At 60.9% G+C, this 24,290-nt stretch carries 20 protein-coding genes; 9 read left to right on the top strand and 11 right to left on the bottom strand.

Translation table 11 applies throughout. The annotated features are described in order from the left end of the window. Positions 1-219: 219 nt before the first annotated feature. Together MK745_RS06415 and MK745_RS06410 are read left to right on the top strand one after the other, a co-directional pair. Positions 220-1,644: a cache domain-containing protein gene (locus tag MK745_RS06415; RefSeq protein WP_243612449.1), complete on the top strand. Its 1,425-nt coding sequence runs from the start codon at positions 220-222 to the stop codon at positions 1,642-1,644. Continuing rightward, complete coding sequence (locus tag MK745_RS06410; RefSeq protein WP_243612448.1) at positions 1,641-2,300, top strand: response regulator transcription factor; 660 nt, start codon at positions 1,641-1,643, stop codon at positions 2,298-2,300. Before MK745_RS06415 ends, MK745_RS06410 begins: the two co-directional genes overlap by 4 nt. A gap of 74 nt (positions 2,301-2,374) precedes the next feature. Here the strand turns inward: MK745_RS06410 and MK745_RS06405 are convergent, their stop codons facing one another. Continuing rightward, positions 2,375-3,418 (bottom strand): cytochrome-c peroxidase, encoded by a 1,044-nt coding sequence (locus MK745_RS06405; protein WP_431978963.1) that lies wholly within the window; start codon positions 3,416-3,418, stop codon positions 2,375-2,377. A 505-nt stretch (positions 3,419-3,923) separates the two neighbouring features. On the opposite strand from MK745_RS06405, the gene MK745_RS06400 reads away from it, so the two are divergent. Together MK745_RS06400 and ilvN are read left to right on the top strand one after the other, a co-directional pair. Next, positions 3,924-5,678, top strand: a complete 1,755-nt coding sequence (locus tag MK745_RS06400) for an acetolactate synthase 3 large subunit (protein WP_243612447.1) — start codon at positions 3,924-3,926, stop codon at positions 5,676-5,678. Positions 5,679-5,690: 12 nt separating this feature from the next. Continuing rightward, positions 5,691-6,254: an acetolactate synthase small subunit gene (gene ilvN, locus MK745_RS06395; protein ID WP_243612446.1), complete on the top strand. Its 564-nt coding sequence runs from the start codon at positions 5,691-5,693 to the stop codon at positions 6,252-6,254. Positions 6,255-6,334: 80 nt separating this feature from the next. On the opposite strand, the gene MK745_RS06390 is transcribed toward ilvN, so the two are convergent. Further along, the gene (locus tag MK745_RS06390) at positions 6,335-6,700 is read right to left on the bottom strand and encodes a hypothetical protein (protein WP_243612445.1); all 366 of its coding nucleotides are present in this window, start codon (positions 6,698-6,700) and stop codon (positions 6,335-6,337) included. Positions 6,701-6,946: 246 nt separating this feature from the next. On the opposite strand from MK745_RS06390, the gene MK745_RS06385 reads away from it, so the two are divergent. The 3 genes from MK745_RS06385 to MK745_RS06375 all read left to right on the top strand — a co-directional run bounded on the left by MK745_RS06385 (position 6,947) and on the right by MK745_RS06375 (position 9,215). Continuing rightward, the gene (locus MK745_RS06385; protein ID WP_243612444.1) at positions 6,947-7,729 is read left to right on the top strand and encodes a helix-turn-helix domain-containing protein; all 783 of its coding nucleotides are present in this window, start codon (positions 6,947-6,949) and stop codon (positions 7,727-7,729) included. 113 nt (positions 7,730-7,842) lie between these two features. Further along, a complete protein-coding gene (locus tag MK745_RS06380; RefSeq protein ID WP_243612443.1) occupies positions 7,843-9,000 on the top strand; it encodes an aromatic ring-hydroxylating oxygenase subunit alpha in 1,158 nt (385 codons plus the stop codon). After that, the gene (locus MK745_RS06375) at positions 8,997-9,215 is read left to right on the top strand and encodes a hypothetical protein (RefSeq protein WP_243612442.1); all 219 of its coding nucleotides are present in this window, start codon (positions 8,997-8,999) and stop codon (positions 9,213-9,215) included. The genes MK745_RS06380 and MK745_RS06375 overlap by 4 nt, the downstream gene beginning before the upstream one ends. Before the next feature lie 6 nt (positions 9,216-9,221). Here MK745_RS06375 and MK745_RS06370 read toward each other — a convergent pair whose 3' ends face one another. From MK745_RS06370 to MK745_RS06345, 6 genes are all read right to left on the bottom strand, one after another. Continuing rightward, a complete protein-coding gene (locus MK745_RS06370) occupies positions 9,222-10,055 on the bottom strand; it encodes a DUF2189 domain-containing protein (RefSeq protein WP_243612441.1) in 834 nt (277 codons plus the stop codon). Positions 10,056-10,121: 66 nt separating this feature from the next. Beyond that, positions 10,122-11,549, bottom strand: coding sequence for an amidase (locus MK745_RS06365; protein WP_243612440.1), 1,428 nt, complete (start codon positions 11,547-11,549; stop codon positions 10,122-10,124). A 162-nt stretch (positions 11,550-11,711) separates the two neighbouring features. Further along, entirely contained in the window at positions 11,712-12,839 is a 1,128-nt protein-coding gene (gene prfB / locus MK745_RS06360; protein WP_243612439.1) for a peptide chain release factor 2, read from the bottom strand. A 96-nt stretch (positions 12,840-12,935) separates the two neighbouring features. Next, the gene (locus tag MK745_RS06355; protein ID WP_243612438.1) at positions 12,936-15,488 is read right to left on the bottom strand and encodes a penicillin-binding protein 1A; all 2,553 of its coding nucleotides are present in this window, start codon (positions 15,486-15,488) and stop codon (positions 12,936-12,938) included. Positions 15,489-15,600: 112 nt separating this feature from the next. Then, the gene (locus MK745_RS06350) at positions 15,601-16,830 is read right to left on the bottom strand and encodes an N-acetylmuramoyl-L-alanine amidase (RefSeq protein WP_243612437.1); all 1,230 of its coding nucleotides are present in this window, start codon (positions 16,828-16,830) and stop codon (positions 15,601-15,603) included. Positions 16,831-16,954: 124 nt separating this feature from the next. Continuing rightward, a complete protein-coding gene (locus tag MK745_RS06345) occupies positions 16,955-18,106 on the bottom strand; it encodes a pyridoxal phosphate-dependent aminotransferase (protein WP_243612436.1) in 1,152 nt (383 codons plus the stop codon). Between the two features lie 58 nt (positions 18,107-18,164). Here MK745_RS06345 and MK745_RS06340 point away from each other — a divergent pair, with 58 nt between their 5' ends. Next, on the top strand, positions 18,165-19,502 hold the full coding sequence (locus tag MK745_RS06340) for a M48 family metalloprotease (RefSeq protein ID WP_243612435.1): 1,338 nt from the start codon (positions 18,165-18,167) through the stop codon (positions 19,500-19,502). A 16-nt stretch (positions 19,503-19,518) separates the two neighbouring features. Continuing rightward, the gene (locus MK745_RS06335; protein ID WP_243612434.1) at positions 19,519-20,268 is read left to right on the top strand and encodes a DsbA family protein; all 750 of its coding nucleotides are present in this window, start codon (positions 19,519-19,521) and stop codon (positions 20,266-20,268) included. A gap of 89 nt (positions 20,269-20,357) precedes the next feature. Here the strand turns inward: MK745_RS06335 and ispG are convergent, their stop codons facing one another. The 3 genes from ispG to hemA form a co-directional block, all read right to left on the bottom strand. Further along, positions 20,358-21,482 (bottom strand): flavodoxin-dependent (E)-4-hydroxy-3-methylbut-2-enyl-diphosphate synthase, encoded by a 1,125-nt coding sequence (gene ispG / locus MK745_RS06330; protein ID WP_243612433.1) that lies wholly within the window; start codon positions 21,480-21,482, stop codon positions 20,358-20,360. Positions 21,483-21,561: 79 nt separating this feature from the next. Further along, entirely contained in the window at positions 21,562-22,758 is a 1,197-nt protein-coding gene (locus tag MK745_RS06325; protein WP_243612432.1) for a helix-turn-helix domain-containing protein, read from the bottom strand. 110 nt (positions 22,759-22,868) lie between these two features. After that, on the bottom strand, positions 22,869-24,098 hold the full coding sequence (hemA, locus tag MK745_RS06320) for a 5-aminolevulinate synthase (RefSeq protein ID WP_243612431.1): 1,230 nt from the start codon (positions 24,096-24,098) through the stop codon (positions 22,869-22,871). Positions 24,099-24,290 lie beyond the last annotated feature (192 nt).

Raw genomic sequence — 24,290 nt, 5'->3', positions numbered from 1 at the left:
GGCACGCCGCGAACGGCCTGCGGACGGATCGTTGCAAGTTCTGCCAGCCTAGCCATGCAACCCGCGTGTTGGAATACCTAGTTCTGCGTAGATACCCATCTTCCCGGTAGAAAAACTGACCAATTTCTCAGCAGCCCCCACATTTCCTCCCTCGCCGACAGCTTTTGATTGCAAAATCTCCTCTATGATTCGGCTCCGCAACATCGTAACGAATCATTCATGCGCCGCCTTTTCACGCCTCCACGCCCGTCTTATGGGCAAAAACTGTTCCTGCTCGCGACTGTGCCGCTGATTCTCGCGGTGGCCGCGATCACCGTTTTGGTCGCGACGCAATCACGGCAACTGGCCGAACGTGAAATCCGCACTCTCGAACAGCGCCTGATCGAAGCCAAGAAGGCGGAACTGAAGAATTATATGTCTATCGCGCGCACCGCCTTCATCAATATCTACGGCCGCGCAGCGCCAGACGATGAACAGGCCAAGGTCGCCGTCACCCAGATCCTAGCCTCCATGCTCTACGGACAAGACGGCTATTTCTTTGTCTTCGACTACGAAGGCACCAATCTCGTCAGCCCGCGCCAGACCTACCTCATCGGCAAGAACTGGACGGGGCTCGAAGACATCAACGGCACCAAGATCACCGACGAACTCATCCGCATCGCACGTCAGGGCGGCGGCTATCACACCTATGACTGGCCCAAACCCTCGACCAGCGAAACCGCGCGGATGGTGACCTACGTGGTCGGGCTACAGGATTGGCGATGGGCGATCGGCACCGGCATCTTCATCGACGACGTGCTCGAAACGGTCGCCGCCTCGCGCGCCGAGGTGCAGACCCGCGTGCGCCGCACCTCACAATACATCCTCGCCATCGCCGTCGGCGCGCTGCTCATGGTGTTCATGTCTGGCCTCGTTATTAACATCCGCGAACGCCGCCTTGCCGACGTCAAGCTCAAGGCTCTGACACAACGGGTCTTTGACGCTCAGGAAGAAGAACGCGGCCGCGTCGCACGCGAGCTTCACGATGGCATCAGTCAGCTTCTCGTCGGCGTCCGTTATGCCCTCGACAGCGCCAAGCGCCGCTTCGCCAAGGGCGATGATCAGGCCGGCGAAACGCTCGACCGCGGCATCAGTCACCTCTCGAGCGCCATTCAGGAAGTGCGCCGCATCTCCCGCGACCTGCGCCCCGGCGTGCTCGATGACCTTGGTCTTGGCCCTGCCCTCAAGACGCTGACCGATGAATTCGCACGGCGCACCGGCATCGAGACCACCTTCAACACCGTGGTGTTCCGGAACCGCCTCGACAACGACGCCAAGAACGCCCTCTACCGCATCGCCCAAGAAGCCCTGACCAATGTCGAGCGCCACTCCGGGGCGACCGAGGTCGATGTCGATCTGCGCGGCCATATCGGCGGCGCCACCCTGCGCATCACAGACAACGGCACAGGCATTCCACAAGACAGTCCGCGCCACCCACAGACCGGCCTTGGCCTGCGCAACATGCAAGAGCGCGTCGAACAGCTTGACGGCACATTGCGCATCTTTTCCTCCCGCTCCGGGACGGTTATTGTCGCCGAAGTTCCGCTCAGCCATATCCTGCCGCCGGAAGAGGCCTCCCCAGACAAAAGAAAGGCCAGTGCATGACCGAGCCCGCGGGCCCTGCCACAATCCGCATTGCCATCGTCGATGATCATCCCATGGTCGCCGAGGGCATCCAATCGATCCTCGAAAGCTACGATGACATCGAGGTCATCGCGACGCTCACCAACGGGCGCGAGGCGGTGGATACGCTGGGAGATATGCATCCCGACATCGTTCTGATGGACCTCAACATGCCGGAAATCGGCGGCCTGACCGCGACGGAAATGCTGCTCGAGGCCAACCCCGACACGCGCATCCTGATCCTGTCGATGCACGACAGTCCGGAATATATCTCCACCGCACTTTCGCACGGGGCGATGGGATACGTGCTAAAGGACGTGCCGACCGAGGAAATCCGTACCGCGATCGAAACCGTGATGCGCGGCGAACGCTATCTCTGCACCGGCGCACAAGGCTCCATTGCCCCCACCGAGGGCAGCGAACGAGAGGCACTGACAAGCCGCGAACAGACCGTGCTGCTGCAACTGGCCCAAGGCAAATCCAACAAGGAGGTCGCAATCGCGCTCGATATCTCCGTGCGCACGGTCGAAACCCACCGCAAGAACATCAAACGCAAGCTGGGGATTTCCTCGACCGCTGGCCTGACGCGCTACGCGATGGAGCATGGCGTTCTGCAAGGCACAGGCGTCAGCCTCTAAAGCCCCGGCCCGTCACATGAAAACGCCGCGCGTCCTGCGCGGCGTTTCCGGTGTCTCACGTATCGTCTGAGCGTTTACTCAACGACGATCCCGCTCGGGCGCGGCGTGCCTGCGGTCTCAGCCGGCAGCACCGGATACTCGACCATCGGCATTTCGCCAGTCAGCGAGCCTAGGAAGGCAACGATCTTATCGGCTTCATCGCTGCTGAGCTCTTCGCCAAGCTGGCTTTCCGCCATGATCTCAACCGCCACTTTCAGATCCCAGACAAGCCCGGAGTGGAAGTAAGGCGCGGTCTGGTCGATATCGCGGAGCGGTGCGGCGCGGAACACATACTCGTCATCCGCGGTTTCGGTCACAGCAAAGCGCCCCTTGTCGCCTTCCGGCAGGATGTCTGCCCCCGGCTTCTCGATAAGACCGAACGGATAGTAGCCGTTGCCGCCAAGGTTCACATCATTGTGGCAAGACGCACAGCCCTTATCCATAAAGAGCGCAAGCCCCTCTTTCTCTTCAGCGCTAAGCGCATCTTCGTTGCCATTGAGATAGGCATCAAACGGCGCAGGTGTGGTCAGGGTCGCCTCATACGCCTCGATGGCCTTGGCAAAGTTGTCAAAGGACACCGGATCCGCTTCTTCCGGGAAGGAGGCTTTGAACCAGTCCTGATACTGCGGCATCGAGTTCAGGGTCGCGACCACGTTTTCCGGCGTGTTGGCCATTTCGACACCGGCCTGCACCGGGCCTTTGGCCTGAGCCTTGAGGTCTTCCGCGCGCCCGTCCCAGAACTGCGCGATATTGAACACGGCGTTGAGCACGGTGGGCGAGTTGCGCGGCCCCTTCTGCCAGCCATGGCCAATCGAGGTCGGCATATTATCGTCCCCGCCGGTGGCGAGGTTGTGGCACGAGTTGCACGAGAACACGCCCGACGCCGACATACGCGGATCAAAGAACAGCGCCTTGCCGAGGTCGATTTTCTCGGGCGTGATCGCGTTGTCCTTCACAGCCGGAACTGTCGAAGGTAGCGGCTTGAAATACTCCAGTGCGTCTTCGCGAAGGTCGCTTGCATTGGCTTGCGCACCCATGACGCAGGCGATGGCGGCCGATGCAGTCAAGAGACGTTTCATTTTCTAGCTCCTAGATCGAGTCTCACGCGTTTGAACGGATCATGCCACCTTTGCAGAACGCAACTTTGATTTAGATCAATTCTAAAGAGCAGAAAAATACTTTATTTTCCATATACTTAATCTGTAAATCACTTGTGAAACCTCGACATTTTCGCTCATGAATCCCACATTTCACGCGGATCGCGCCAGAAATGCGGACGATACTGTGCGCCACCCCGCCACTTCGCGCAACTTTCAGAAAGAAATCACCCCTCCCTGCGACACTTTTTTCGCATTTTCCATGCAAAGGTGGGGTTTTCGCGGTTGACGCCCCTAGACCACGGCCATAATGTCCCGCCCACACGCGAAGGAGACTGAGCAAATGGGCGTACTTATCGTCGTCGTAGGAAAATGGCGCATGGGCCGGTAACGGACACCATAACGGTACCCCATGCGCCCCCGACAACCTCGGGGGCTTTTTTGTGTGTAAGAGACTATTGAAGTGACGTTGTAAACGGAGAGACAGATGACACGTCAGATGACCGGAGCGAGAATGGTGGTTCAGGCCCTCAAGGATCAGGGTGTGGACACGGTATTCGGATATCCCGGCGGGGCAGTCCTACCGATTTATGACGAGATCTTTCAGCAGAACGATATTCGCCACATCCTCGTGCGCCACGAACAAGGCGCCGTGCACGCGGCCGAAGGCTATGCCCGCGCGACCGGTAAGGTCGGCGTGGCGCTGGTGACCTCTGGCCCCGGCGCAACCAACGCTGTGACCGGCCTGACTGATGCGCTGATGGACTCGATCCCGATCGTTGTTCTGTCGGGTCAGGTGCCGACCTTCATGATCGGCTCGGACGCGTTCCAAGAGGCCGACACCGTTGGCATCACCCGCCCCTGCACCAAGCACAACTGGCTCTCGAAAGAAACCGAGACCCTGTCGGATACCATCCACCAGGCCTTTCACGTGGCGCGCTCTGGCCGCCCCGGCCCTGTGCTGATCGACATTCCCAAGGACGTGCAATTCGCATCGGCGGAATACACCCCGCCGCAGTCCATCGACACCAACCGCTATCAGCCACAGCTCAAGGGCGACATCGAGGCGATCACCGAACTGGTCGAGGCGCTGGAAAAAGCGGAACGCCCGATCTTCTACACCGGTGGTGGTGTCATCAACTCCGGTCCGGGCGCGAGCCAACTGCTGCGCGAACTGGTCGATGCCACGAATATCCCGATCACCTCGACGCTGATGGGCCTCGGTGCCTACCCGGCCTCGGGCAAGAACTGGCTCGGGATGCTCGGGATGCATGGTCTCTACGAGGCCAACATGGCGATGCACGATTGCGATCTGATGATCAATATCGGCGCCCGCTTCGACGACCGCATTACCGGTCTCGTCTCGGCCTTCAGCCCCGGCTCGAAGAAAGCCCATATCGATATCGACCCCTCGTCGATCAACAAGGTGATCAAGACCGATATCCCGATCGTCGGTGATGTGGGCCACGTGCTCGAGGACATTCTCAAGATCTGGAAGGCGCGCGGTCGCAAGACCAACAAGGGCGCGATTGCCAAATGGCACGAGCAGATCAAGGACTGGCGCGCCGTCGATTGCCTGAAGTTCACGCAGGAAGGCAAAACCATCAAGCCGCAATATGCGCTGAGCCGCCTTGAAGCGCTGACCAAGGACATGGACCGCTACATCACGACCGAGGTCGGTCAGCACCAGATGTGGGCCGCGCAATACCTTGGCTTCGAGGATCCGAACCGCTGGATGACGTCCGGGGGCCTCGGCACCATGGGCTATGGCGTCCCCGCCTCTATCGGTGTGCAAATGGCTCATCGCGACAGCCTCGTGATCAACGTCGCGGGCGAAGCGTCGTGGCTGATGAACATGCAAGAGATGGGCACCGCGGTGCAATTCCGGCTGCCGGTCAAACAGTTCATCCTCAACAACGAGCGTCTCGGCATGGTGCGCCAATGGCAGGAACTGCTGCACGGCGAACGCTATTCCCATAGCTGGTCCGAAGCCCTGCCCGATTTCGTCAAGCTCGCCGACGCCTTTGGCTGCAAGGGCATCCGCTGTGACAACCCCGACGATCTCGACGAGGCGATCAAGGAAATGCTCGCCTATGACGGCCCGGTGATTTTCGACTGCCTGGTCGAGAAGCACGAAAACTGCTTCCCGATGATCCCGTCGGGCAAACCGCATAGCGAAATGCTTCTGGGCGAAGCCTCGACCGAAGGTGCCATCGAAGCCGGCGGCGCCGTGCTTGTGTAAGGAGAGACAACTATGGCTGCTCTAAAGATCAAGAAAGGCTCGACCAAGCACTCGGCCTATAACCTGCGCCCGAACTTCTCTGATGTGCAGGAAACCCATACGCTCGCGGTGAATGTCGACAACGAGCCCGGCGTCCTTGCCCGCGTCATCGGCCTGTTCTCCGGCCGGGGCTACAACATCGAAAGCCTGACCGTGGCCGAGGTCGATCACCTTGGCCACCAGTCGCGCATCACCATCGTGACCAAAGGCACGCCGCAGGTCATCGAACAGATCAAAGCCCAGCTTGGCCGCATCGTGCCCGTGCACGAAGTGCATGACCTGACCGTCGAAGGCCCCGCCGTCGAACGCGAGCTTGGCCTGTTCAAGGTCACGGGCGATGGTGACAAGCGCATCGAAGCCCTGCGCCTCGCCGAGATCTTCCGCGCCAACGTGGTTGACTCGACCCTCGGTAGTTTCGTCTTCGAGATCACCGGCGCGCCCGAGAAGATCGACGCCTTTGCCGATCTGATGCGCCCGCTCGGCCTTGTCGAAGTGGCACGCACCGGCGTTGCGGCGCTGTCGCGCGGCGCGGTCTGACGCCGCCGCCCCTTCACCGTCTCATGTAAAAAAAGGGGGCCACATGGCCCCCTTTCTTGCCCCTCACCCAAATAATCGGGTCAGGCAGGGAGAAACTCTCCGGCCCGTCGCGCGTTGCGTCGGCGCGTGAATGGAATGATGTTCGCGGCACTGAAACCCGCGCTCCTTTGCTCCTGCGGCTCGGGCTCCGCCTTGGGCGCGCTCGCATCAACAAGACGCTCTGTCAGTCCCTCATAGGCCCCCTGCTGAAGCCGGCGCATGTTCCTTGCAAGGCGGCGCTGATTGTCCTGCTGCATCTCGAATTGCACGAGATCGCCCGCATCAAGCGTGGCGCCGTCGAAAATCGAGCTTCCCGCGCCGTCAAAATAGGCAAGTTCACCGTGGTCTTCGCACCAGATCACGGCCTTCTTGTCGGTGCTATCGCTCCAGAGAACCACGCCAAGCATCTGAGGCCAAACTCCTTTTTCCACTCTCTTCGAGTGTTCCAAAGAACTCGAAATGAAAACACGTAAAATTGCGCGTCGCTTGCTTCGGAATTGTGTCGACTCTGCCCTATATGGATGCGAAACTGCATCACCATGATGTTATTTAGCGTCAATTCGCACAGACAACTCGCGCCAGGCGAGATGCAATGATAATATGACCAACCGGAGGGTGCATTGGTCAAGAACGACAAGATACAGAATCAGGACATGTCCCCAGCCGACCTGCGCAAGATGTTCGGCGAGAACCTCCGCATCCTGGCCAAGACCTACCCGTCCGTCTCACAGCTCTGCCGCGAGCTCGGCATCAACCGGACGCAGTTCAACCGCTATCTATCCGGCGAGAGTTTCCCGCGCCCCGACGTGCTACATCGCATCTGTAGCTTCTTTGGCGTCGATGCCCGCATCCTGCTCGAACCGATCGACACGCTTGAAACAGAGCGCGGCGTCCTGAACCATCCGTTGATCGACGACTATATCGGCGCTGGCATGACGGACATTCCCCAAGATGTCTTTCCGAACGGGTTCTACCGTTTCTCCCGACTGAGTTTTACCGAGGCAGATCTGGTCATTACCGGCCTTGTCTATGTCTTTCGTCGCGACAACCACACCTTCATCCGCGGCTATGAAGCCAAGGAAGGCATGCGCCAGCAGGGCCTGCCCACAGATCCGACAACCCGCGAGTTCCGTGGCGTGATCCTGCCACAGGAAGACGGCGTTGCCGCGCTCGTCTCGCATCGCCGCACCATGGCCACCTCTTTCAACTACCTAAGCCGCGTCGCCTCGTTCCAGAACCACTACTGGACCGGCTACGCGACACGCACCGTCCGGGAAACGGTCACAGGACGCCGCGCCGCGCGGCTCGTTTACGAACATCTCGGCGCCTTCGGCCCCGAGGTTCTACAGGCCGCGCGCAAGGTCGGATTCTGTAGCACCGAAGAGCTGATTCCCTATCACCGCAAGCTGCTTCAACCCGAACGCCCCTTCTCTTGATCCGCATCAGGGCGACGCCCCAACGTGTCGCCCCAAGTCAATTCAAGTCGCAGTTAGGCAAATGAATTGACGCCCCCCCGGCTAATCTCTGTCCACCCTCAGAGGAGTTAGCCATGGAAATCCAAGACCTGTCGGCTGTGCGCCGCCCCGTGGAAGAGGCCCTCGGCCTGCCCAATAGCCATTACACCGATCCGGCCCAATTCGAAGCCGAGAAGAAAGCGGTTCTTTTCGCCTCTTGGTCGGGCCTCGCCGTGGCCGCAGACGTGCCCGAACCCGGCGATGCTGTCCCGTTGAGCTTTCTTGGCATGCCTCTGCTGCTCTTGCGCGACAAACAGGGTCAGGTCCGCGTCTTCTACAACACCTGCCGTCACCGTGGCATGATCCTTGTCGAAGAACCGCGCAAGATCGAGGGCGCGATCCGCTGCCCCTACCATTCCTGGTGCTACGCCACCGATGGCCGCCTCGTCACGACGCCCCATGTCGGTGGCCCCGGCCAAAACACCCATGACGCCGTCAAACGCTCCGAGCTTGGCCTCATCGAGGTCCGTAGCCATATCTGGCGCGATGTGGTCTTTATCAACGTCTCCGGCGACGCCGCCCCCTTCGAAGAGGTCCACGCCGATCTTCTGAAGCGTTGGGAAGAGGTCGAAAAGCCCGTCTATCACGGCGGCACCGATAGCAAGTTCACCCTCGAAGTGAACACAAACTGGAAACTCGCCGTCGAAAACTACTGCGAAAGCTATCACCTGCCTTGGGTGCACCCCGGCCTCAACAGCTACTCGCGCCTCGAGGACCACTACAACATCGCCGAGCCGGGCCAGTATTCCGGTCAAGGCACGCTGGTCTATCGCCAATTGAAAAGCCATAACGGCGACACGTTCCCCGATTTCGACGGCCTTTCAGACAAATGGGACGAGGGTGCGGAATACATCGCCGTCTACCCCAACGTTCTCCTCGGCGCACAGCGCGACCACGCCTTCGCCATTGTGCTCGAACCCGTCGCCATCGACCAGACGATCGAGCACATCCATCTCTACTACGCCGCGCCCGAAATCGAACAAGGCCTGCGTGCGCGCAATACGCAGCTTTGGAAAACCGTCTTCGAAGAAGATGTCTTCGTGGTCGAGGGCATGCAACGCGGCCGCCATGCGGTCGGCTTTGACGGCGGTCGTTTCTCGCCCGCGATGGATGGCCCCACCCACTGCTTCCACGATTGGGTCGCCTCGCGCTACGAGATCGCCAACGCCAATCAATCGACCGCGGCGGAATGACCAGAGAGGCGCTGGACACCCGCCTCCTTGCGGCCCACGAGACCGGCGACAGGCCGTCTCTCGTGGCGCTTTATCGCGAGGCGGCGGAGACCGCCAACGCCGATGAGGCACGTGGCTTCTACCTGACCCATGCCTATGTCTTTGCTCTTGAATCCGGGCACCACATGGCGCCTGACCTGCATGCCATGCTGCGTGCCATGGGGCGGGAAGAGTAAGGCTTATTAGGCCAAGGCATCCTCGGCGTCGGTCTCATAGGCCGATGCCTCCGCCTCTCCCGCTTCCTTCATCAGTGAATAAAGATGCCACGATGCATGCCCCAATAGCGGCAGCACAAGGAACAACCCAAGAAACCCCGGCACCATCGCCGCAAATGTCAGCGCCGCAATAAGCGCGGCCCAGAGGATCATCGGGACAAAATTCTCTGTCACGCTCTGAAAGCTGGTGATCATCGCCGTTACGAAATCCAACTCCCGGTCAAGCAATAGCGGCAGCGACAGCACCGTGATCATATACAGCAAGAGCGCGAACGCCGCCCCCACGACTGAGCCAAAGCCAAGCATCATCAGCCCATTGCCACTGAGGTAGACCTCGTAGGACGAAGACACATTGGTCATGGTCGACAGGCCAAGGAAAAGCGCGAAGATCATGTGGGCGAGGAAGAACCAGAATAGGAATACCACAACGATCACCGCACAGATCGAAGGCAGCTGGCGCTTGCTCTGCCGCCCAACCACGCCAAAGATCGCGTAGAGGTCCATCGCCCGCCCCTGCTCAAGGCGCCGTGACACCTCATAGAGACCAACCGCCGCGAAGGGCCCGAGAAGCGGAAAGCCGATGGCCGCGAAGACAAGCCAATAGCTCTGCCCCGTCGCCAGCGTGATCCAAGAGATGAGCCACCCCGCCAGCACATAGAACACCGAGAACACGATCCCGTAGCCCGGTTTGGCGCGAAAATCCCGCCATCCCCGCACAAGCGCCTCGCGCAGCATCCCGATCGTGACACTGCCGAGGTCCGGCACACCGTGCTCAGGCCGTTGTTCTGCTCTGTCCGGCATCCATCCCTCCCAAAACGCATGTCGTTCTGACGATATGAACGCGTGTCGCTTTACAAATCAACCTTTTCACGCATCGGGAAAGATCTGCGGGCGCTGTTCTGGCCAATGAGTGGCCCGATGATAGGCCTCCGCCACCTCAAGAAGCGCTCGGTCCGCCCCTTTGCGCGCGATAAGCTGCATGCCCATTGGCAAGCCCGCCTCGCCAAAGCCCACCGGAACGCTGATCGCCGGAAGCCCCGCAAGGCTCGCCGGGACCACGACTTCCATCCAGCGATGATAGGTGTCCATCTCGCGCGCGCCAATCGCCTCGGGAAAGCGCCACTCGACCGGAAAGGGCCAGACCTGCGCTGTCGGCAGCGCGAGCACATCATAGCTCTCGAACAGGTCCGCCGCCCGCTCGAACCACCGCGCCCGCGCGGCACCCGCCCGGCTGATCGCCATGGCGTCAAGCTTGAGCCCCGCCTCAATCTCCCAGATCGCCTCTGCCTTGAGCGCCGCGCGCTTGCGCGTATCCGCATGAAGCGGCGCAAGCTCTGTCGCGACGGCCCAATGGCGCAACGTGCACCAACTCTCCCAGAGCCGCTCCGCCGCCATCGGCGCGGGCAAGGTCTCGACCCCGGCCCCAAGATCCTCGAGAACCCCAAGCCCCGCCTCACAAAGCGCGAGGATACCGTCCTCCATCGCATAGGCCCCGCCCCAGTCTCCAAGCCAGCCAACCCGCACCCCCCGAAGCCGCGGCTGCGGGCCAAGTGTCCACTCCTGCACCGGGACGTTATGTGGGACTTTCGGGTTCGGCGCGGCGATCACAGACAACAAAAGCGCAAGGTCGCCCGGGCTGCGCGCCATTGGGCCATTGGTCGAGATCTGCTGCAAAAAGGTTTCGCCGCCCGCATCGCGCGGCACCACGCCCCAACTGGGCCGAAAGCCGTAGATATTACAGAACCCCGCCGGGTTGCGCAGGCTGCCCATCATGTCCGACCCATCGGCCAACGCCACCATCCGCGCCGCCAATGCCGCCGCTGCGCCCCCCGAAGACCCTCCCGCGCTCTTGGCATGGTCATAAGGGTTGTGCGTCGCGCCGAAGACCGGGTTGAACGTATGCGAGCCAAGCCCGAATTCCGGCACGTTGGTTTTGCCGATAAAGATCGCCCCCGCGCCGCGCATCCGCGCCACCATGACATCGTCTTGCGGCGCGGGTGTCTCGGCAAAGAGGCTCGATCCCATCGAAGTCGGCACCCCCTTCACGCTGGCGAAATCCTTGACCGCCATCGGAAGCCCGTGCAACGCGCCCCGCGCCTCGACCGGCACCCGGTCCGCCGCCCGCGCCTCGCTGAGCAAATCCTCGGTCTCCCGACGCGAGATAATCGCGTTGAGACCGGGGTTCAGCCCATCCACGCGGTTAAGCGTCGCCGCCATGACCTCTTCGCACGATAGGCGCCGCTCCCGCATCGCCGCGACAAGCGCCTCCGCCTCCCAATCCAGAAACTCGCCCATACTGAAATCCTTCCCTGACCCACCGAACGCTAAAGGCCCCACGCTTTCGCGCAAGGCCCATCTCTTCCTCTTGCCGAAAATATCCTGGGGTGAATTGGCCTCATTGAGGCCAAGAGGGGCAAAGCCCCTGCGACGTCCCCTGCCTGTTCGCCGTCGTGCCGCTTAATCCTCGGCTTGGGCGTCGGCGCGGCTCTTGCCCGCGACATCCATGGCAAGCGTCGCCGCCATGAACCCGTCGAGATCCCCATCCAACACGCCTTTGGTGTCCGAGGTCTCGAAATTCGTGCGCAGGTCTTTCACCATCTGGTAGGGCTGCAATACGTAAGACCGGATCTGGTTGCCCCAGCCCGCATCCCCCTTGGCCTCATGCGCCTCGTTGATCGCCGCGTTGCGCCGGTCAAGCTCAAGCTGATAGAGCCGTGATTTCAGGGCCTTCATCGCGATATCGCGGTTCTGGTGCTGCGACTTTTCCGAAGAGGTGACAACGATGCCAGTCGGCTCGTGGGTGATCCGCACGGCCGAGTCGGTGGTGTTGACGTGCTGGCCGCCCGCCCCGGACGACCGGTATGTATCAATGCGGATATCGGACGGGTTGACCTCAATCTCGATATTGTCGTCCACCACCGGATAGACCCAGACCGAACTGAACGAGGTATGCCGCTTCGCCGCCGAGTCATAGGGCGAGATCCGCACAAGGCGGTGCACGCCGCTCTCGGATTTGAGCCAGCCATAGGCGTTGTGGCCAGAAATCTTGTAGGCGGCGGACTTGATCCCGGCCTCTTCACCCGCTGTCATCGACTGAAGCTCGACCTTGTAGCCCTTCTTTTCGGCCCAACGCACATACATCCGCGCCAACATCGACGCCCAGTCACAGCTCTCCGTGCCGCCTGCGCCCGAGTTGATCTCGAGGAACGTATCGTTGCTGTCCGCCTCGCCATTGAGAAGCGCCTCAAGCTCTTTCTCCGCGGCCTTCGCCGCAAGCGCCTTGAGCGCCGCCTCGGCGTCGGCGACAACCTCGTCATCCTCTTCCATTTCGCCAAGCTCGATCAATTCGACATTGTCGTTGAGGTCGGTCTCAATGCCGTTCACCGTATCAAAGGCATCGACCAGGTTCTGCCGCTCGCGCATGAGCGTCTGCGCCGCGTCCGGATCATTCCAGAGGTCCGGGTCTTCGACCCGCGCGTTGAATTCCTCAAGCCGATACTTGGCCGTCTCCCAGTCCATGCGCTGGCGCAGCAATTCGAGCGATTTTTCGATCTCTGCAACGATGGTCTGGGTCTCTGCGCGCATCTGGCTGTCCGTTTCTTTGTTTTGGTGTCAGGTCCGCGTGATAAACCAGCGCCTTGACGCGGGCAAGGCGGCGCGTGGTTTTCAGGCGTCTTGGGGCTAGTAGAGGCCGCCGGAACTCAGCGTGCCGAAATCCGCTTTCGGGCCGACCACGGTCTTCTTGCCGGTCGAGGTGGTGACCTCGGTGACGCCCGTGTTGACCTCTTCAAATAGCGGCAGGTTCGACCCCATGGCGAAACCACCATCATACATCACGCCGAACACCGGTTCTTCGCCGTCACGGAAATACTCCGCCACAACATTCGCCCCCGACGCCTCGTTTTCAAGCCGTGCACCGGTGTAGCGATCAATCTTGATGAAATGCCCCCCCGGCGGCACCTGGAACTTGCCGGCGCCGTATTTCTCGATGGCTTCGCTCATGAACTCCTGGAACACCGGGCCACAGGTCGATCCACCATAGGTGCCCCGGCCAAGCGGGCGCGGCCGGTCATGACCGATGTAACAGCCCGCAACGAGCGTGTTGGTGAAGCCAATGAACCAAACGTCCTTGGCCTCGTTCGTGGTCCCGGTCTTGCCCGCAACCGGCACGGGTAGATTGACTGTCCCCGAGGCCGTGCCGCGCTGCACCACGCCCTGCATCATCGAGGTGAGCTGGTAGGCGGTGATCGCGTTCATCACACGCTCGCGGTTGCTGACGATGCGCGGCCCGCGCGTCGGCGCGATGTCGGACCGGTCGCAATCCACACAGTCACGCTTGTCGTGGCGGTAGATCGTCTCGCCATAGCGGTCCTGCACCCGGTCAACGAGGGTCGGCTCCACCCGCTCGCCGCCATTGGCGAACATCGCATAGGCCGCAACCATCTGGAACAGCGTCGTCTCTTCCGAGCCAAGCGAGTTGGCAAGGTAGGTGCCCATATTGTCATAGACGCCAAAGCGTTCGGCATAATCGGCGACGACCTCCATCCCGACCTCTTGCGCAAGGCGAATGGTCATCAGGTTCCGGCTCCGTTCGATGCCCGTGCGAAGCGGCGTCGGGCCGTAGAATTTGTTCGACGAGTTGCGCGGACGCCAGACGCCCTGCGGCGTGTCAATTTCAATCGGCGCGTCGATGACAATCGTCGCAGGGCTATAGCCGCTGTCGAGCGCCGAGGCATACACGAAAGGCTTGAACGACGACCCCGGCTGCCGCTTTGCCTGCGTCGCCCGGTTGAACACCGAATCCTGATAGCTGAACCCGCCCTGCATCGCGATCACGCGGCCGGTGTTGACGTCCATCGCCATGAACCCGCCCTGCACTTCCGGCACCTGCCGGAGCGACCAGCGCACGAAACTGCCATCGTCTTCCTTGGTGATCGCCCGCACGAGCACCACATCGCCCACGTCAAGAAGATCCCCTGCAACCTTCGCCTTGCGCCCAAGCTTGCCCTCTTCGAGCAGTGGCCGCGCCCAAGTTACGTCCTTGGCGGCGATGAAATGGCCATCGGCGTCATCATCAATGCCTTCGATGCCGATCCGCGCATCGTTCTTGCCCACCTCGAGAACAACCGCCGGATGCCAGCGCCCCTCAAGATCAACATCGCGGGGCAGATCCAGATCACCAAGCGCCGCACGCCATTTGCCCTCATCCGACAGAAGCTCAGGGTCGATCGTTTCACCTGTGCCGCGCCAAACCCCGCGTGAGCGGTCGTATTTCTCAAGCGCGTGGCGCAGCGCCCGCGCCGCGATCTCCTGCATCTCCGGGTCGATCGTCGCGCGCACCGTCATGCCGCCAGAAAAGAACTCGTCCTCGCCGAAATCTTCCGATAGCTGGCGGCGGATTTCATCGGTGAAATAGTCCCGCGGCGGCAGTGCCGATTTGAAGCTGTCAAAGTCGCCATTCTGAACCGAGCGCAGCGGCAAGGCCTTTTCCGCCTCATAGGTGGCTTGCGTGATATAGCCGTTCTCCGCCATCTCCTTCAGCACAAAGTTGCGACGGCCAATCGCATCATCGATGTTCCGAACAGGGTGAAGTTCGGCGGGCTTCTTCGGCAAGGCCGCAAGATAGGCGACCTCATGTGGAGACAATTCCGAAAGGGACTTGTTAAAATAAACCTGAGCGGCAGCCGCAACGCCATACGAATTGGCCCCAAGATAAATCTCGTTCAGATAGAGCTCAAGAATGTCATCCTTGGTCAACGTTTCTTCGACTCTTGTCGCAAGAATGATCTCCTTGATCTTGCGCTCCACACGTCTGCTTCCGTCAAGAAGGAAGTTCTTCATCACCTGCTGAGTGATCGTCGAGGCCCCGCGCACATTCTGCCCACGCGACCGCACCGCCTCAAAGGCCGCCGCTGCGATCCCGCGCGCGTCATACCCGCTGTGGGTATAGAAATTCTTGTCCTCTGCCGAGATAAACGCTTCCTTCACCAGATCGGGAATCTCGGCCGACGGCACGAAAAGGCGCCGTTCCTTGGCAAACTCGTCGATGATATGGCCTTCGCCCGAATAAATCCGGCTGATCGTCGGGGGCTTATATTGTGCAAGCGCCTCGTGGCTCGGAAGATCGCGCCCGTACATCCAGAACACCGCACCGATGGAAAGCGCGATCACGGCTGCGCCCATCGTCACGAAGGTGAAGATGGTCCCCATGAAGGAAAGAATGAATCGGATCACGCGCTTACCCCGTTTCGCACTCGGTCATGAGGCTTCTATATAGGCCGTGCGCGAGGGGGTCAAAACACATCCCCTCGCTTGCCTGCCCCTTTTGGGCACCTTTTTGCTTGCATTACTGCCGCAAGAGGGCGCGCATCTCTTCGTCTTCCTGCACCCAAAGCTGAAGCGCATCGCGAATGCCCCCCGCCATAAGCGCGCGCCAATTCGGATCGGTCAGCCGCGCAAGGTCTTCCTCCGACGACAGGAACCCCACCTCGAGAAGCACCGAAGGCACGTCCGCCGCCTTCAAAACCGAGAACCCGGCGTGGCGCAGGGGCTTCTTGTTGGTGGACCCGGTGCTTTCTTCGATCTGTTTGACAAGCATGCGCGCGAAAAGCTCTGTGCGCGGCTGTGTCTCGAGCCGCGCAAGATCGAGAAGCACATTCGCCACCTCGTCATCCGCCTGCGACAGATCAATCCCGGCAAGGATATCGGCCCGGTCATGGCGCTCGGCAAGGATTTCCGAGGCCTTGTCCGAGGCTTCCTCCGAAAGGGTATAAACCGTCGCCCCCGTGGCATGCCCATGGCGCAACGCGTCGGCATGCAAGGAGATAAAGACATCCGCCCCGACCTCATGCGCGATCGACACCCGCCGCTCAAGAGACACGAACACGTCCTCGTCCCGCGTCAGCACAACTTCGAATGCCCCCGTGCGCCGCAAGGTGTCGCGCAATTCCCGCGCAAAGGTCAGCATCAGGGTCTTTTCGTTGACATCGTCGCGCTCGGCCCCCGGATCAATCCCGCCGTGGCCGGGGTCGATCACGATGACCACGGGCGCCCAGTCGGGCCGCGCCTCTCGTGCGCCTGTCATTGGCAAGGCTGGCTCCGGCAAATCCCAACGCGGATCGCGCGGAGCGCCCGCAAGCGCGGCATAGTCTTCTGCGCTCACAGGATCGAGCACCAGCTCGAGCTGCGCCGCACCGCTGATCTCATCGACGGCAAGGGCCGCCGTCTCGACCGCAAGCGCTTCGGTCAGCTCGACCACCATCCGGCTCCAACCGGGGCGGAACTGACCAAACTGCACGGCCCCGATCCCCTCTGCCGCGCCAAATGTCTCGGGCGTCACACCGCGCCAGTCCACCTCGCGGAAATCGAGAACGAGCCGCCGGGGCGCCTCAAGCTGAAACACCCGCCAAGGCACGCCTTGCGACAGTCCAAGTCGAAAGGTCACAGACCCCCGCCAGCCCTCGCTGAACCCGCTCTTGGCGGCCTCGACGCGCGCAAGCCCGCTCAACTCCTGCGCCTGCCCCGGCGCGGCAAACGCCCAGACAAGCGCGCAAATGACGGCAATGATCCTGCTCATGATCCCTCTCGCGGGTGATCTGTTTTCCCGCATCCTATACCGATGTCGTGTTTCTTTAAATGAAATCCGCACCACCGCGATACAGACGCAATACCGACGTAATACCGACGTTGGTTTTTGGGCCTTAGGCGAAGCCGCGTGCCCTCATGAAAGCGCCAAGCCGGGCAAGCCCTTCCTGCATGTCCGCCGTCGAACGCGCATAGGAAAACCGCAAGGTTCCCCCGCCCCGCACCGGATCAAAATCAAGCCCCGGCGTCACTGCAACCCCCGCTTCGTCAAGGATCTCGCGGGCAAAAGCGCGGCTATCATCAGTGTATTGGCTCACGTCCACATAGACATAAAACGCCCCATCGGGCGGCGCGAAACGGTCAAAGCCGATCTTCGGCAAACCCTCGATGAGAAGCTGCCGGTTTTTCCGGTAAACCCCCATATTCGCTTGCAATTCCTCGTGGCACTCCATCGCGCCAAGGGCCGCAACCTGGCTCACATGTGGGGCGCAAATGAACATGTTCTGCGCCAGTCGCTCAACCTTGCGCACATGGTCTTCTGGAACCACCATCCACCCCACGCGCCATCCTGTCATAGAGAAATACTTGGAGAAGGAATTGATGACATAGCAGTCATCCGTGATCTCAAGCGCCGTCACCGCCTTGGCCTCATATTCGATGCCGTGGTAGATCTCATCGCTGATAAACGCCGCCCCCTTGGCCTGCGCCGCCTCCACAAGCGCTCGCATCGCCCCATGGTCAAGCATCGTCCCCGTCGGATTCGCCGGCGACGCCACCATCAACCCCTGCACGTCCATTTCTGCAAAATCATCCGGCACAGGCTGAAGCCGGTTGGCTTCGGACGTTGGCAAATCAACGGGTTGCAGAGACAAGGCTTTGAGAATTTGTCGGTATGACGGATACCCCGGCGCCCCAATGGCAACACGGTCACCAGCGTCAAACAGCGATGTAAACGCCAACAGGAACCCCGCCGACGACCCAGACGTGACCACCACACGCTCGGGATTGAGGTCGACCCCGTACCACTCACCATATAGCTGCGCGATGCGCTTGCGCAGCGCCGGAAGGCCAAGCGCCACGGTGTATCCCATCGCGTCCTCTCCCATCGCCCGCGCCACAGCCTGTCGCGCGCCCTCTGGCGCGGCGGTCCCCGGCTGACCGACCTCCATATGGATAATATGGCGCCCCGCGTCCTCGGCCTGCCGCGCGGCTTCCATCACGTCCATCACAATAAAGGGATCAACGGCGCTTCGGGTTGAGTTTCGCATGGTTTTCCTTCCTATTGGCCCCATGTTTGTTACCCGCTGTTTTCACCGCGAAAAGACCATGGCGTCAATCCATCCGCTCAAGGCAATCGCCATTGTGCTTGCCACGCTTGCCCTGACATTCACGAGCAGCGCCGCCAAGGCTGTTTCTCTGATCCGGGATCCCGATATTGAGCACGCCCTGAACCGCGCCGCTGCGCCGGTACTTGCGGCCGCTGGTCTCGGCGGCAATGTTCAGGTGCTGGTCGTCAACGACCGAAGCCTGAACGCCTTTGTCATCGACAACAACCATATCTTCATCCACCTCGGCATGCTCCTGCGCATGGACACGCCCGAGATGTTTCAGGCGGTGGTTGCACACGAGGCGGCCCACATCACCAACGGTCATATCTCTCGCCGCATCACCAACATGGGCGCTGCGCAAACCGCCGCCGGGCTTGGCCTCGCCCTCGCCGCTGCGGCCGCTGCGGCCACGGGCAATGCCAATGCCGGTGTGGGAATCGCCCTCGGGACAACCGCCACGGCAGAGCGCCGCTTCCTCGCCCATACCCGCGCCGAGGAAGTTGCCGCCGACCAGACCGGCGTGCGCTACATGAGCCGCGCCGGCGTTGATCCGCAAGGCGCGGTTGACGTGCACGAAATCTTTCGCGGCCAGGAAGCCCTCAATACCTCGCGCCAGGATCCCTATATGCGCTCGCACCCGCTGACACGCGACCGCATCCGCACCATGAAAAGTTATGCCGCGGCCCATGCCGACAAAGCCAAGCCCACCGACCCGGACGTCGCCTATTGGTATGCCCGCGCGCGCGCCAAGCTCGCCGCCTTCACGCTCTCGCCCGGCTGGACCCTGAACCGCCTCGGCGAAAGCCCCACCCAAGACATCCGCCTCATGCGCGAGGCCGCCGCACGCCATCGCCTATCGCAATTCAATGCGGCGCTCACCGCGATCAACAGCGCGATCAAACTGCGCCCCGAAGATGCTTTCTACTACGAGCTGAAGGGCCAGATTCTGCTCGAGAACCGTCGTTTCAATGACGCGGTCAGCGCCTATCGCAAATCGGCGGCCCTTGCGCCGCGCAACGCACTTTGCCTCGCAAGCCTCGGTCGCGCCCTCCTCGCCGCCGACCGTCCCCGCGAGGCGCTCGACGCGCTTGAAAAATCGCGAAATCGCGACTTCCGCAATGGGCTCATGCTGCGCGACCTCGGCGCGGCCTATGCGCGCACTGGCAACAATGGCATGGCCGCGCTCTCCGCAGCCGAGCGATACGCCTTGCAAGGCCGTCTCAAAGATGCAGGAGTGCTCGCCAAACGGGCCAGCGGCCTCCTGCCCACCGGTTCGCGCGGTTGGCGCCGCGCCGAAGATATCCTGCGCCAAGCCGAGCGCGCTGAAAAGAAATAGACTGACGGAGTTCGACATGTTCAAGACCCTCACCACCGCCGCTTTCTTCGGTGCTGCTGCGCTGCCCGCGGCGGCGCTTGACCTCAACAACCTGAGCGATGCCGAGCGCGACGCCTTCCGCGCCGAGGTCCGTGCCTACCTGCTCGACAATCCCGGCGTCATCATGGAAGCCGTGGAGATCCTCGAAAAGCAGCAACAGGCCGCAGCCTCTGCGCATGACTTCTCACTGGTCAAATCCAACAGCGATGCGATCTTCAACGACGGCTACAGCTTCGTCGGCGGCAACCCCGAGGGCGACATCACGCTGGTAGAATTCGTCGATTACCGCTGCGGCTATTGCCGCAAGGCCCATGACGAGGTGAAGCAACTGGTCGAGATGGATGGCAATATCCGCCTCATCTACAAAGAGTTCCCCATCCTCGGTGAAGATTCCCTCGCCTCTTCGCGTTTTGCCATCGCCGTGAAACAAGTCGCGGGCGACGAGGCCTATGCCCTGGTCCACGATGCCCTGATTACCTTCAACGGCGACGTCACCGAAACCGCGATGACCCGCCTCTCCGATGCACTCGGCTTTGATACGGATGCCGTGCTCGCCCAGATGCAAAGCGAGAGCGTCACAGCAGAGATCGCCCAGACCCGCGCCCTTGCACAGAAGCTCGCCATTTCGGGCACACCGACCTTCGTCCTCGAAGATCAACTGCTGCGTGGCTACATGCCGCTCGCAGGGATGCAAGCGCTCGTCGATGAGAAACGCAACGACGGCTAATCGGACGCCGCCCGCGTCCATCTTCTCTGTGAAAATACTCGGGGTGAATTGTGCCAAAGGCGCAAGAGGGGCAACGCCCCTCCCCCGCTTTACTCCGCCGCCGCAGCGGTGTCCGCTTCGATCTCGGCAGCGCGGCGTTCGACCTGTTCGACGATATGGTCGACCATCTCCTCGTTGGACATCTTGTGGCTCTGTTTGCCTGCAAGATAGACCATCCCAGACCCGGCGCCACCGCCGGTAAAGCCCACATCCGTCATCAACGCCTCACCCGGCCCGTTCACCACGCAGCCAATGATCGAAAGACTCATCGGCGTGTGAATATGCGCCAACCGCTTTTCCAACTCGTCCACCGTCTTGATCACGTCAAACCCCTGACGCGCACAGGACGGGCACGAAATGATGTTGACCCCGCGATGGCGCAGGCCGAGCGACTTCAGGATCTCAAACCCGACCTTCACCTCCTCGACCGGATCGGCGCTTAGCGAGACTCGCAGCGTATCGCCAATCCCCATCCACAACAGATTGCCAAGCCCGATCGCAGATTTGATCGTCCCGCTCACAAGGCCGCCTGCCTCTGTAACCCCAAGGTGAATCGGCGCATCGGTCGCCTCTGCAAGCTGCTGATAGGCAGCGGCGGTCATGAACACGTCGCTCGCCTTCACGCTAATCTTGTAATCGTGGAAGTCGTTGTCCTCGAGAATGCGGATATGCTCGAGCCCCGACTCCACCATCGCATCCGGGCAGGGTTCGCCATATTTCTCAAGCAGGTGCCGCTCGAGCGAACCGGCATTGACCCCGATCCGGATCGAACAGCCATGGTCCTTGGCGGCCTGGATGACCTCTTTGACCCGCTTTTCATCGCCGATATTGCCGGGATTGATCCGCAGGCAGGCCGCACCGGCCTCTGCCGCCTCAATGGCGCGTTTATAGTGGAAATGGATGTCGGCCACGATCGGCACGGTACTTTCGCGCACGACCTCCTTGAGGGCCTTGGTCGCCGCCGCGTCCGGGGTCGAGACCCGCACGATGTCGGCCCCGGCCTCTGCTGCCGCCTGAACCTGCGCCACGGTCGCCTTGACGTCGGCGCTATCGGTGTTGGTCATGGTCTGCACCGCAATCGGCGCATCCCCCCCGACCGGCACGTTGCCGACCATGATCTGGCGCGATTTACGGCGTTCGATATTCCGCCACGGACGAATGTGGTTCATCGACATGAAAAGGCCCCTCACCTCATACAGGTTCAGGGCCTATGTAAGTTGCATATGCCACGGGGGCAATGCGCGATACAGGGATTTACTCGGCGTTGATCTGCGCCGCGTCCGCCTCGGCAACGATCCGCGCGAGATCCGGGTCCATGTCGAGATCGGCAAGATCGTAGGATTCCAAAAGACGATCCGCATCAAGCGCAAGATCGCCAATCCGGTTCGTGCCTTCGCCCACCGGGCCGAACACCGCACCATTGACCTTAAAATAGATCGCGCCGCTCATGCCGGCGGTGAGGGTTGGGGCGTCTTCCGACTTGGGCAGCAGATATTCCTCGCCAGGGTTGAGGATTTTCTCATGCAACACCGTGCCATCCGCCGAACGCACGCGGACCCAGGCCGGACGCACAGCCATCAACACGAGGTCTTGCGCATCGCTTTCGACAACCTGCGGCATCACCCGGTCAAGTTCTTCCTCGGACACCGCCGCGACAAGCGAGGCATCCGGCGTGAAAACACCGACCGTATCGGGATTGAGCGTCGAGATCGGTGCATCGCGCGCCACCATGACCGGCACGTCAAGCGCTTGCGGTCGATAGAGACGATCAAGGGATTGCGATGGCGGTGTAAAGACACCCGCCTGCGCCGTGACGCGCCCATCAGCCTTCTCCGGCTGCGAGGTTGCCTCTTTCAGAGGGTCCAAATCCGCCAGCACCACCGGCGTTTGATCCACTGGCGCAAGTTGAACGCGTTGAATTTGGTTCAGCACCGACCACCCGCCATAGCCAAGCGCGGCAATCAGCGCGACAAGAACGAGGGACGAGCCAATTGCCTGCGGCTCAATCCGGCTCAGAAGGGATTCCGGAGCCGGGGAAAACGGCATGATGGGTGCTTCGAGCGGATCATTGCCGCGCTCGCGTCGCTCGGCCAGCATATCGCTCTTGCGGATCGTCGAGGCCTCGGCAGCCATGCCATGCGCGGTCGCAAAACCGCTTTCACGGCAGAAATGCGCAAACGCTGTATCCGGGTCCATCCCGAGATAGCGCGCATATGACCGCACATAGCCAGCAATGAAGCCGGGTGTCTCAAAGGCGTCAGGATTACAATCTTCTATGGCGGAAATGTAATTCGCCCGGATGCGCAATTCGCGTTGCACATCGAGGAGCGATTTCCCCATTGTCGCGCGTTCCCCGCGCATCATATCGCCGAGCCGAAGATCATAGTCGTCAAAGCCTTTCGGCCCTAACGTTTCCTCAACGGAGCTGCGCTGTCCCTTGCGCCTGATCATTACATTTGCCTCACTGCAATGCCGATCCGTTACCGTTTCCCGATTCGGATCGGGTTCTTTGTTGAGGCTAAAGTAACACAGCGCAACAGAAATTGCACCTTACTTGCAGGTCACCCGGCAAGCTCGGCACGATTCAGCGCACAGTGCGACCAAAGCTGATCCATCGCGCGGACAAGCTTGTCCATTTCCTTCGGCCCATGCACCGGCGACGGCGTGAAGCGGAGGCGTTCCGTGCCGCGCGGCACGGTGGGGAAGTTGATCGGCTGCACGTAGATGCCGAAATCCTGCAAAAGCATGTCCGAAAGTTTCTTGGTATGCACCGGATCGCCGACGATCACCGGCACGATATGGCTGCCGTGGTCGATGATCGGCAGGCCCATGCCCTTCAGGCGCAGTTTGAGCACCTTGGCCTGTTCCTGATGCTTGTCGCGCAGCTTCTGGCCCTCGCTGGTCTTGAGGAAGGCGACAGATGCTGTCGCGCCTGCGGCCAATGCCGGAGCAAGCGAGGTCGAGAAGATGAACCCCGGCGCATAAGAGCGCACCGCGTCGCACATCTTTGCGCTTGCCGCGATATAGCCGCCCATGACGCCATAGGCCTTGGCCAACGTTCCGTTGATAATGTCGAGACGGTCCATCAGGCCATCGCGTTCACAGATCCCTGCCCCGCGCGCGCCGTACATACCGACCGCGTGCACCTCGTCGATATAGGTCAGAGCGTTGAATTCATCCGCAAGATCGAGAATCGCCTCGATCGGGCCGAAATCGCCGTCCATCGAATAGACGGATTCAAAGGCGATGAGCTTCGGCGCCGCCGGATCATCCGCCTCGAGCAGTTCGCGCAGATGCTGCACGTCGTTGTGGCGGAAGATGCGCTTGGCCCCGCCATTGCGGCGCACACCTTCGATCATCGAGGCGTGGTTCAACTCGTCAGAATAGATAATGAGCCCCGGGAAGAGCTTTGGCAGGGTCGAGAGCGTCGCATCATTGGCGATATAGGCCGAGGTAAACAGCAGCGCCGATTCCTTCTGGTGAAGATCGGCAAGCTCTGCCTCGAGGCGCTTGTGATAAACGGTCGTGCCCGAGATGTTGCGCGTCCCGCCCGACCCGGCGCCCGTCGCATCCACGGCTTCATGCATCGCGGCGAGGACAACGGGATGCTGACCCATGCCGAGATAGTCATTGCCGCACCACACGGTGATCGGCTGTTTTTCCCCGTCCGGACGGGTCCAGACAGCATGCGGGAAGTTACCTTTTTCGCGTTCGATATCGATAAACGTCCGGTACCGGCCCTCTTCATGAAGGCGGTTCAGAGCGTCATCGAGCTTGGCATTATAATCCAAAGGTGTTCTCCCGATCTTAACTGGCATTCGCTTGCGCGGGTCGGAGATGCCACATTTATTCACGTTCATGAATGGATATATCGCGCGCGTCCATCGAGCAATACGTTACATTTCGTAGCACCTTTAACATTGATCTCGGTCAAGCCCGCTGGACAGTCCTGCGATCGCTGTTAGGCTCCCTCCCAAATCACA

The sequence above is a fragment of the Shimia aestuarii genome (assembly GCF_022814865.1).
GTDB lineage: Bacteria > Pseudomonadota > Alphaproteobacteria > Rhodobacterales > Rhodobacteraceae > Shimia > Shimia aestuarii_A.
The sequence above is the reverse complement of the archived record's forward strand: the minus strand, read 5'-3'. Positions and strand labels throughout refer to the sequence as shown.

What these genes read in the sequence shown, in the direction of transcription:
- MK745_RS06415 (WP_243612449.1), top strand. Translation starts at nt 220, where the DNA reads ATGCGCCGCCTTTTCACGCCTCCACGCCCGTCTTATGGGCAAAAACTG.
- MK745_RS06410 (WP_243612448.1), top strand. Translation starts at nt 1,641, where the DNA reads ATGACCGAGCCCGCGGGCCCTGCCACAATCCGCATTGCCATCGTCGAT.
- MK745_RS06405 (WP_431978963.1), bottom strand. Translation starts at nt 3,418, where the DNA reads ATGAAACGTCTCTTGACTGCATCGGCCGCCATCGCCTGCGTCATGGGT.
- MK745_RS06400 (WP_243612447.1), top strand. Translation starts at nt 3,924, where the DNA reads ATGACACGTCAGATGACCGGAGCGAGAATGGTGGTTCAGGCCCTCAAG.
- ilvN (WP_243612446.1), top strand. Translation starts at nt 5,691, where the DNA reads ATGGCTGCTCTAAAGATCAAGAAAGGCTCGACCAAGCACTCGGCCTAT.
- MK745_RS06390 (WP_243612445.1), bottom strand. Translation starts at nt 6,700, where the DNA reads ATGCTTGGCGTGGTTCTCTGGAGCGATAGCACCGACAAGAAGGCCGTG.
- MK745_RS06385 (WP_243612444.1), top strand. Translation starts at nt 6,947, where the DNA reads ATGTCCCCAGCCGACCTGCGCAAGATGTTCGGCGAGAACCTCCGCATC.
- MK745_RS06380 (WP_243612443.1), top strand. Translation starts at nt 7,843, where the DNA reads ATGGAAATCCAAGACCTGTCGGCTGTGCGCCGCCCCGTGGAAGAGGCC.
- MK745_RS06375 (WP_243612442.1), top strand. Translation starts at nt 8,997, where the DNA reads ATGACCAGAGAGGCGCTGGACACCCGCCTCCTTGCGGCCCACGAGACC.
- MK745_RS06370 (WP_243612441.1), bottom strand. Translation starts at nt 10,055, where the DNA reads ATGCCGGACAGAGCAGAACAACGGCCTGAGCACGGTGTGCCGGACCTC.
- MK745_RS06365 (WP_243612440.1), bottom strand. Translation starts at nt 11,549, where the DNA reads ATGGGCGAGTTTCTGGATTGGGAGGCGGAGGCGCTTGTCGCGGCGATG.
- prfB (WP_243612439.1), bottom strand. Translation starts at nt 12,839, where the DNA reads ATGCGCGCAGAGACCCAGACCATCGTTGCAGAGATCGAAAAATCGCTC.
- MK745_RS06350 (WP_243612437.1), bottom strand. Translation starts at nt 16,830, where the DNA reads ATGAGCAGGATCATTGCCGTCATTTGCGCGCTTGTCTGGGCGTTTGCC.
- MK745_RS06345 (WP_243612436.1), bottom strand. Translation starts at nt 18,106, where the DNA reads ATGCGAAACTCAACCCGAAGCGCCGTTGATCCCTTTATTGTGATGGAC.
- MK745_RS06340 (WP_243612435.1), top strand. Translation starts at nt 18,165, where the DNA reads ATGGCGTCAATCCATCCGCTCAAGGCAATCGCCATTGTGCTTGCCACG.
- MK745_RS06335 (WP_243612434.1), top strand. Translation starts at nt 19,519, where the DNA reads ATGTTCAAGACCCTCACCACCGCCGCTTTCTTCGGTGCTGCTGCGCTG.
- ispG (WP_243612433.1), bottom strand. Translation starts at nt 21,482, where the DNA reads ATGTCGATGAACCACATTCGTCCGTGGCGGAATATCGAACGCCGTAAA.
- MK745_RS06325 (WP_243612432.1), bottom strand. Translation starts at nt 22,758, where the DNA reads ATGATCAGGCGCAAGGGACAGCGCAGCTCCGTTGAGGAAACGTTAGGG.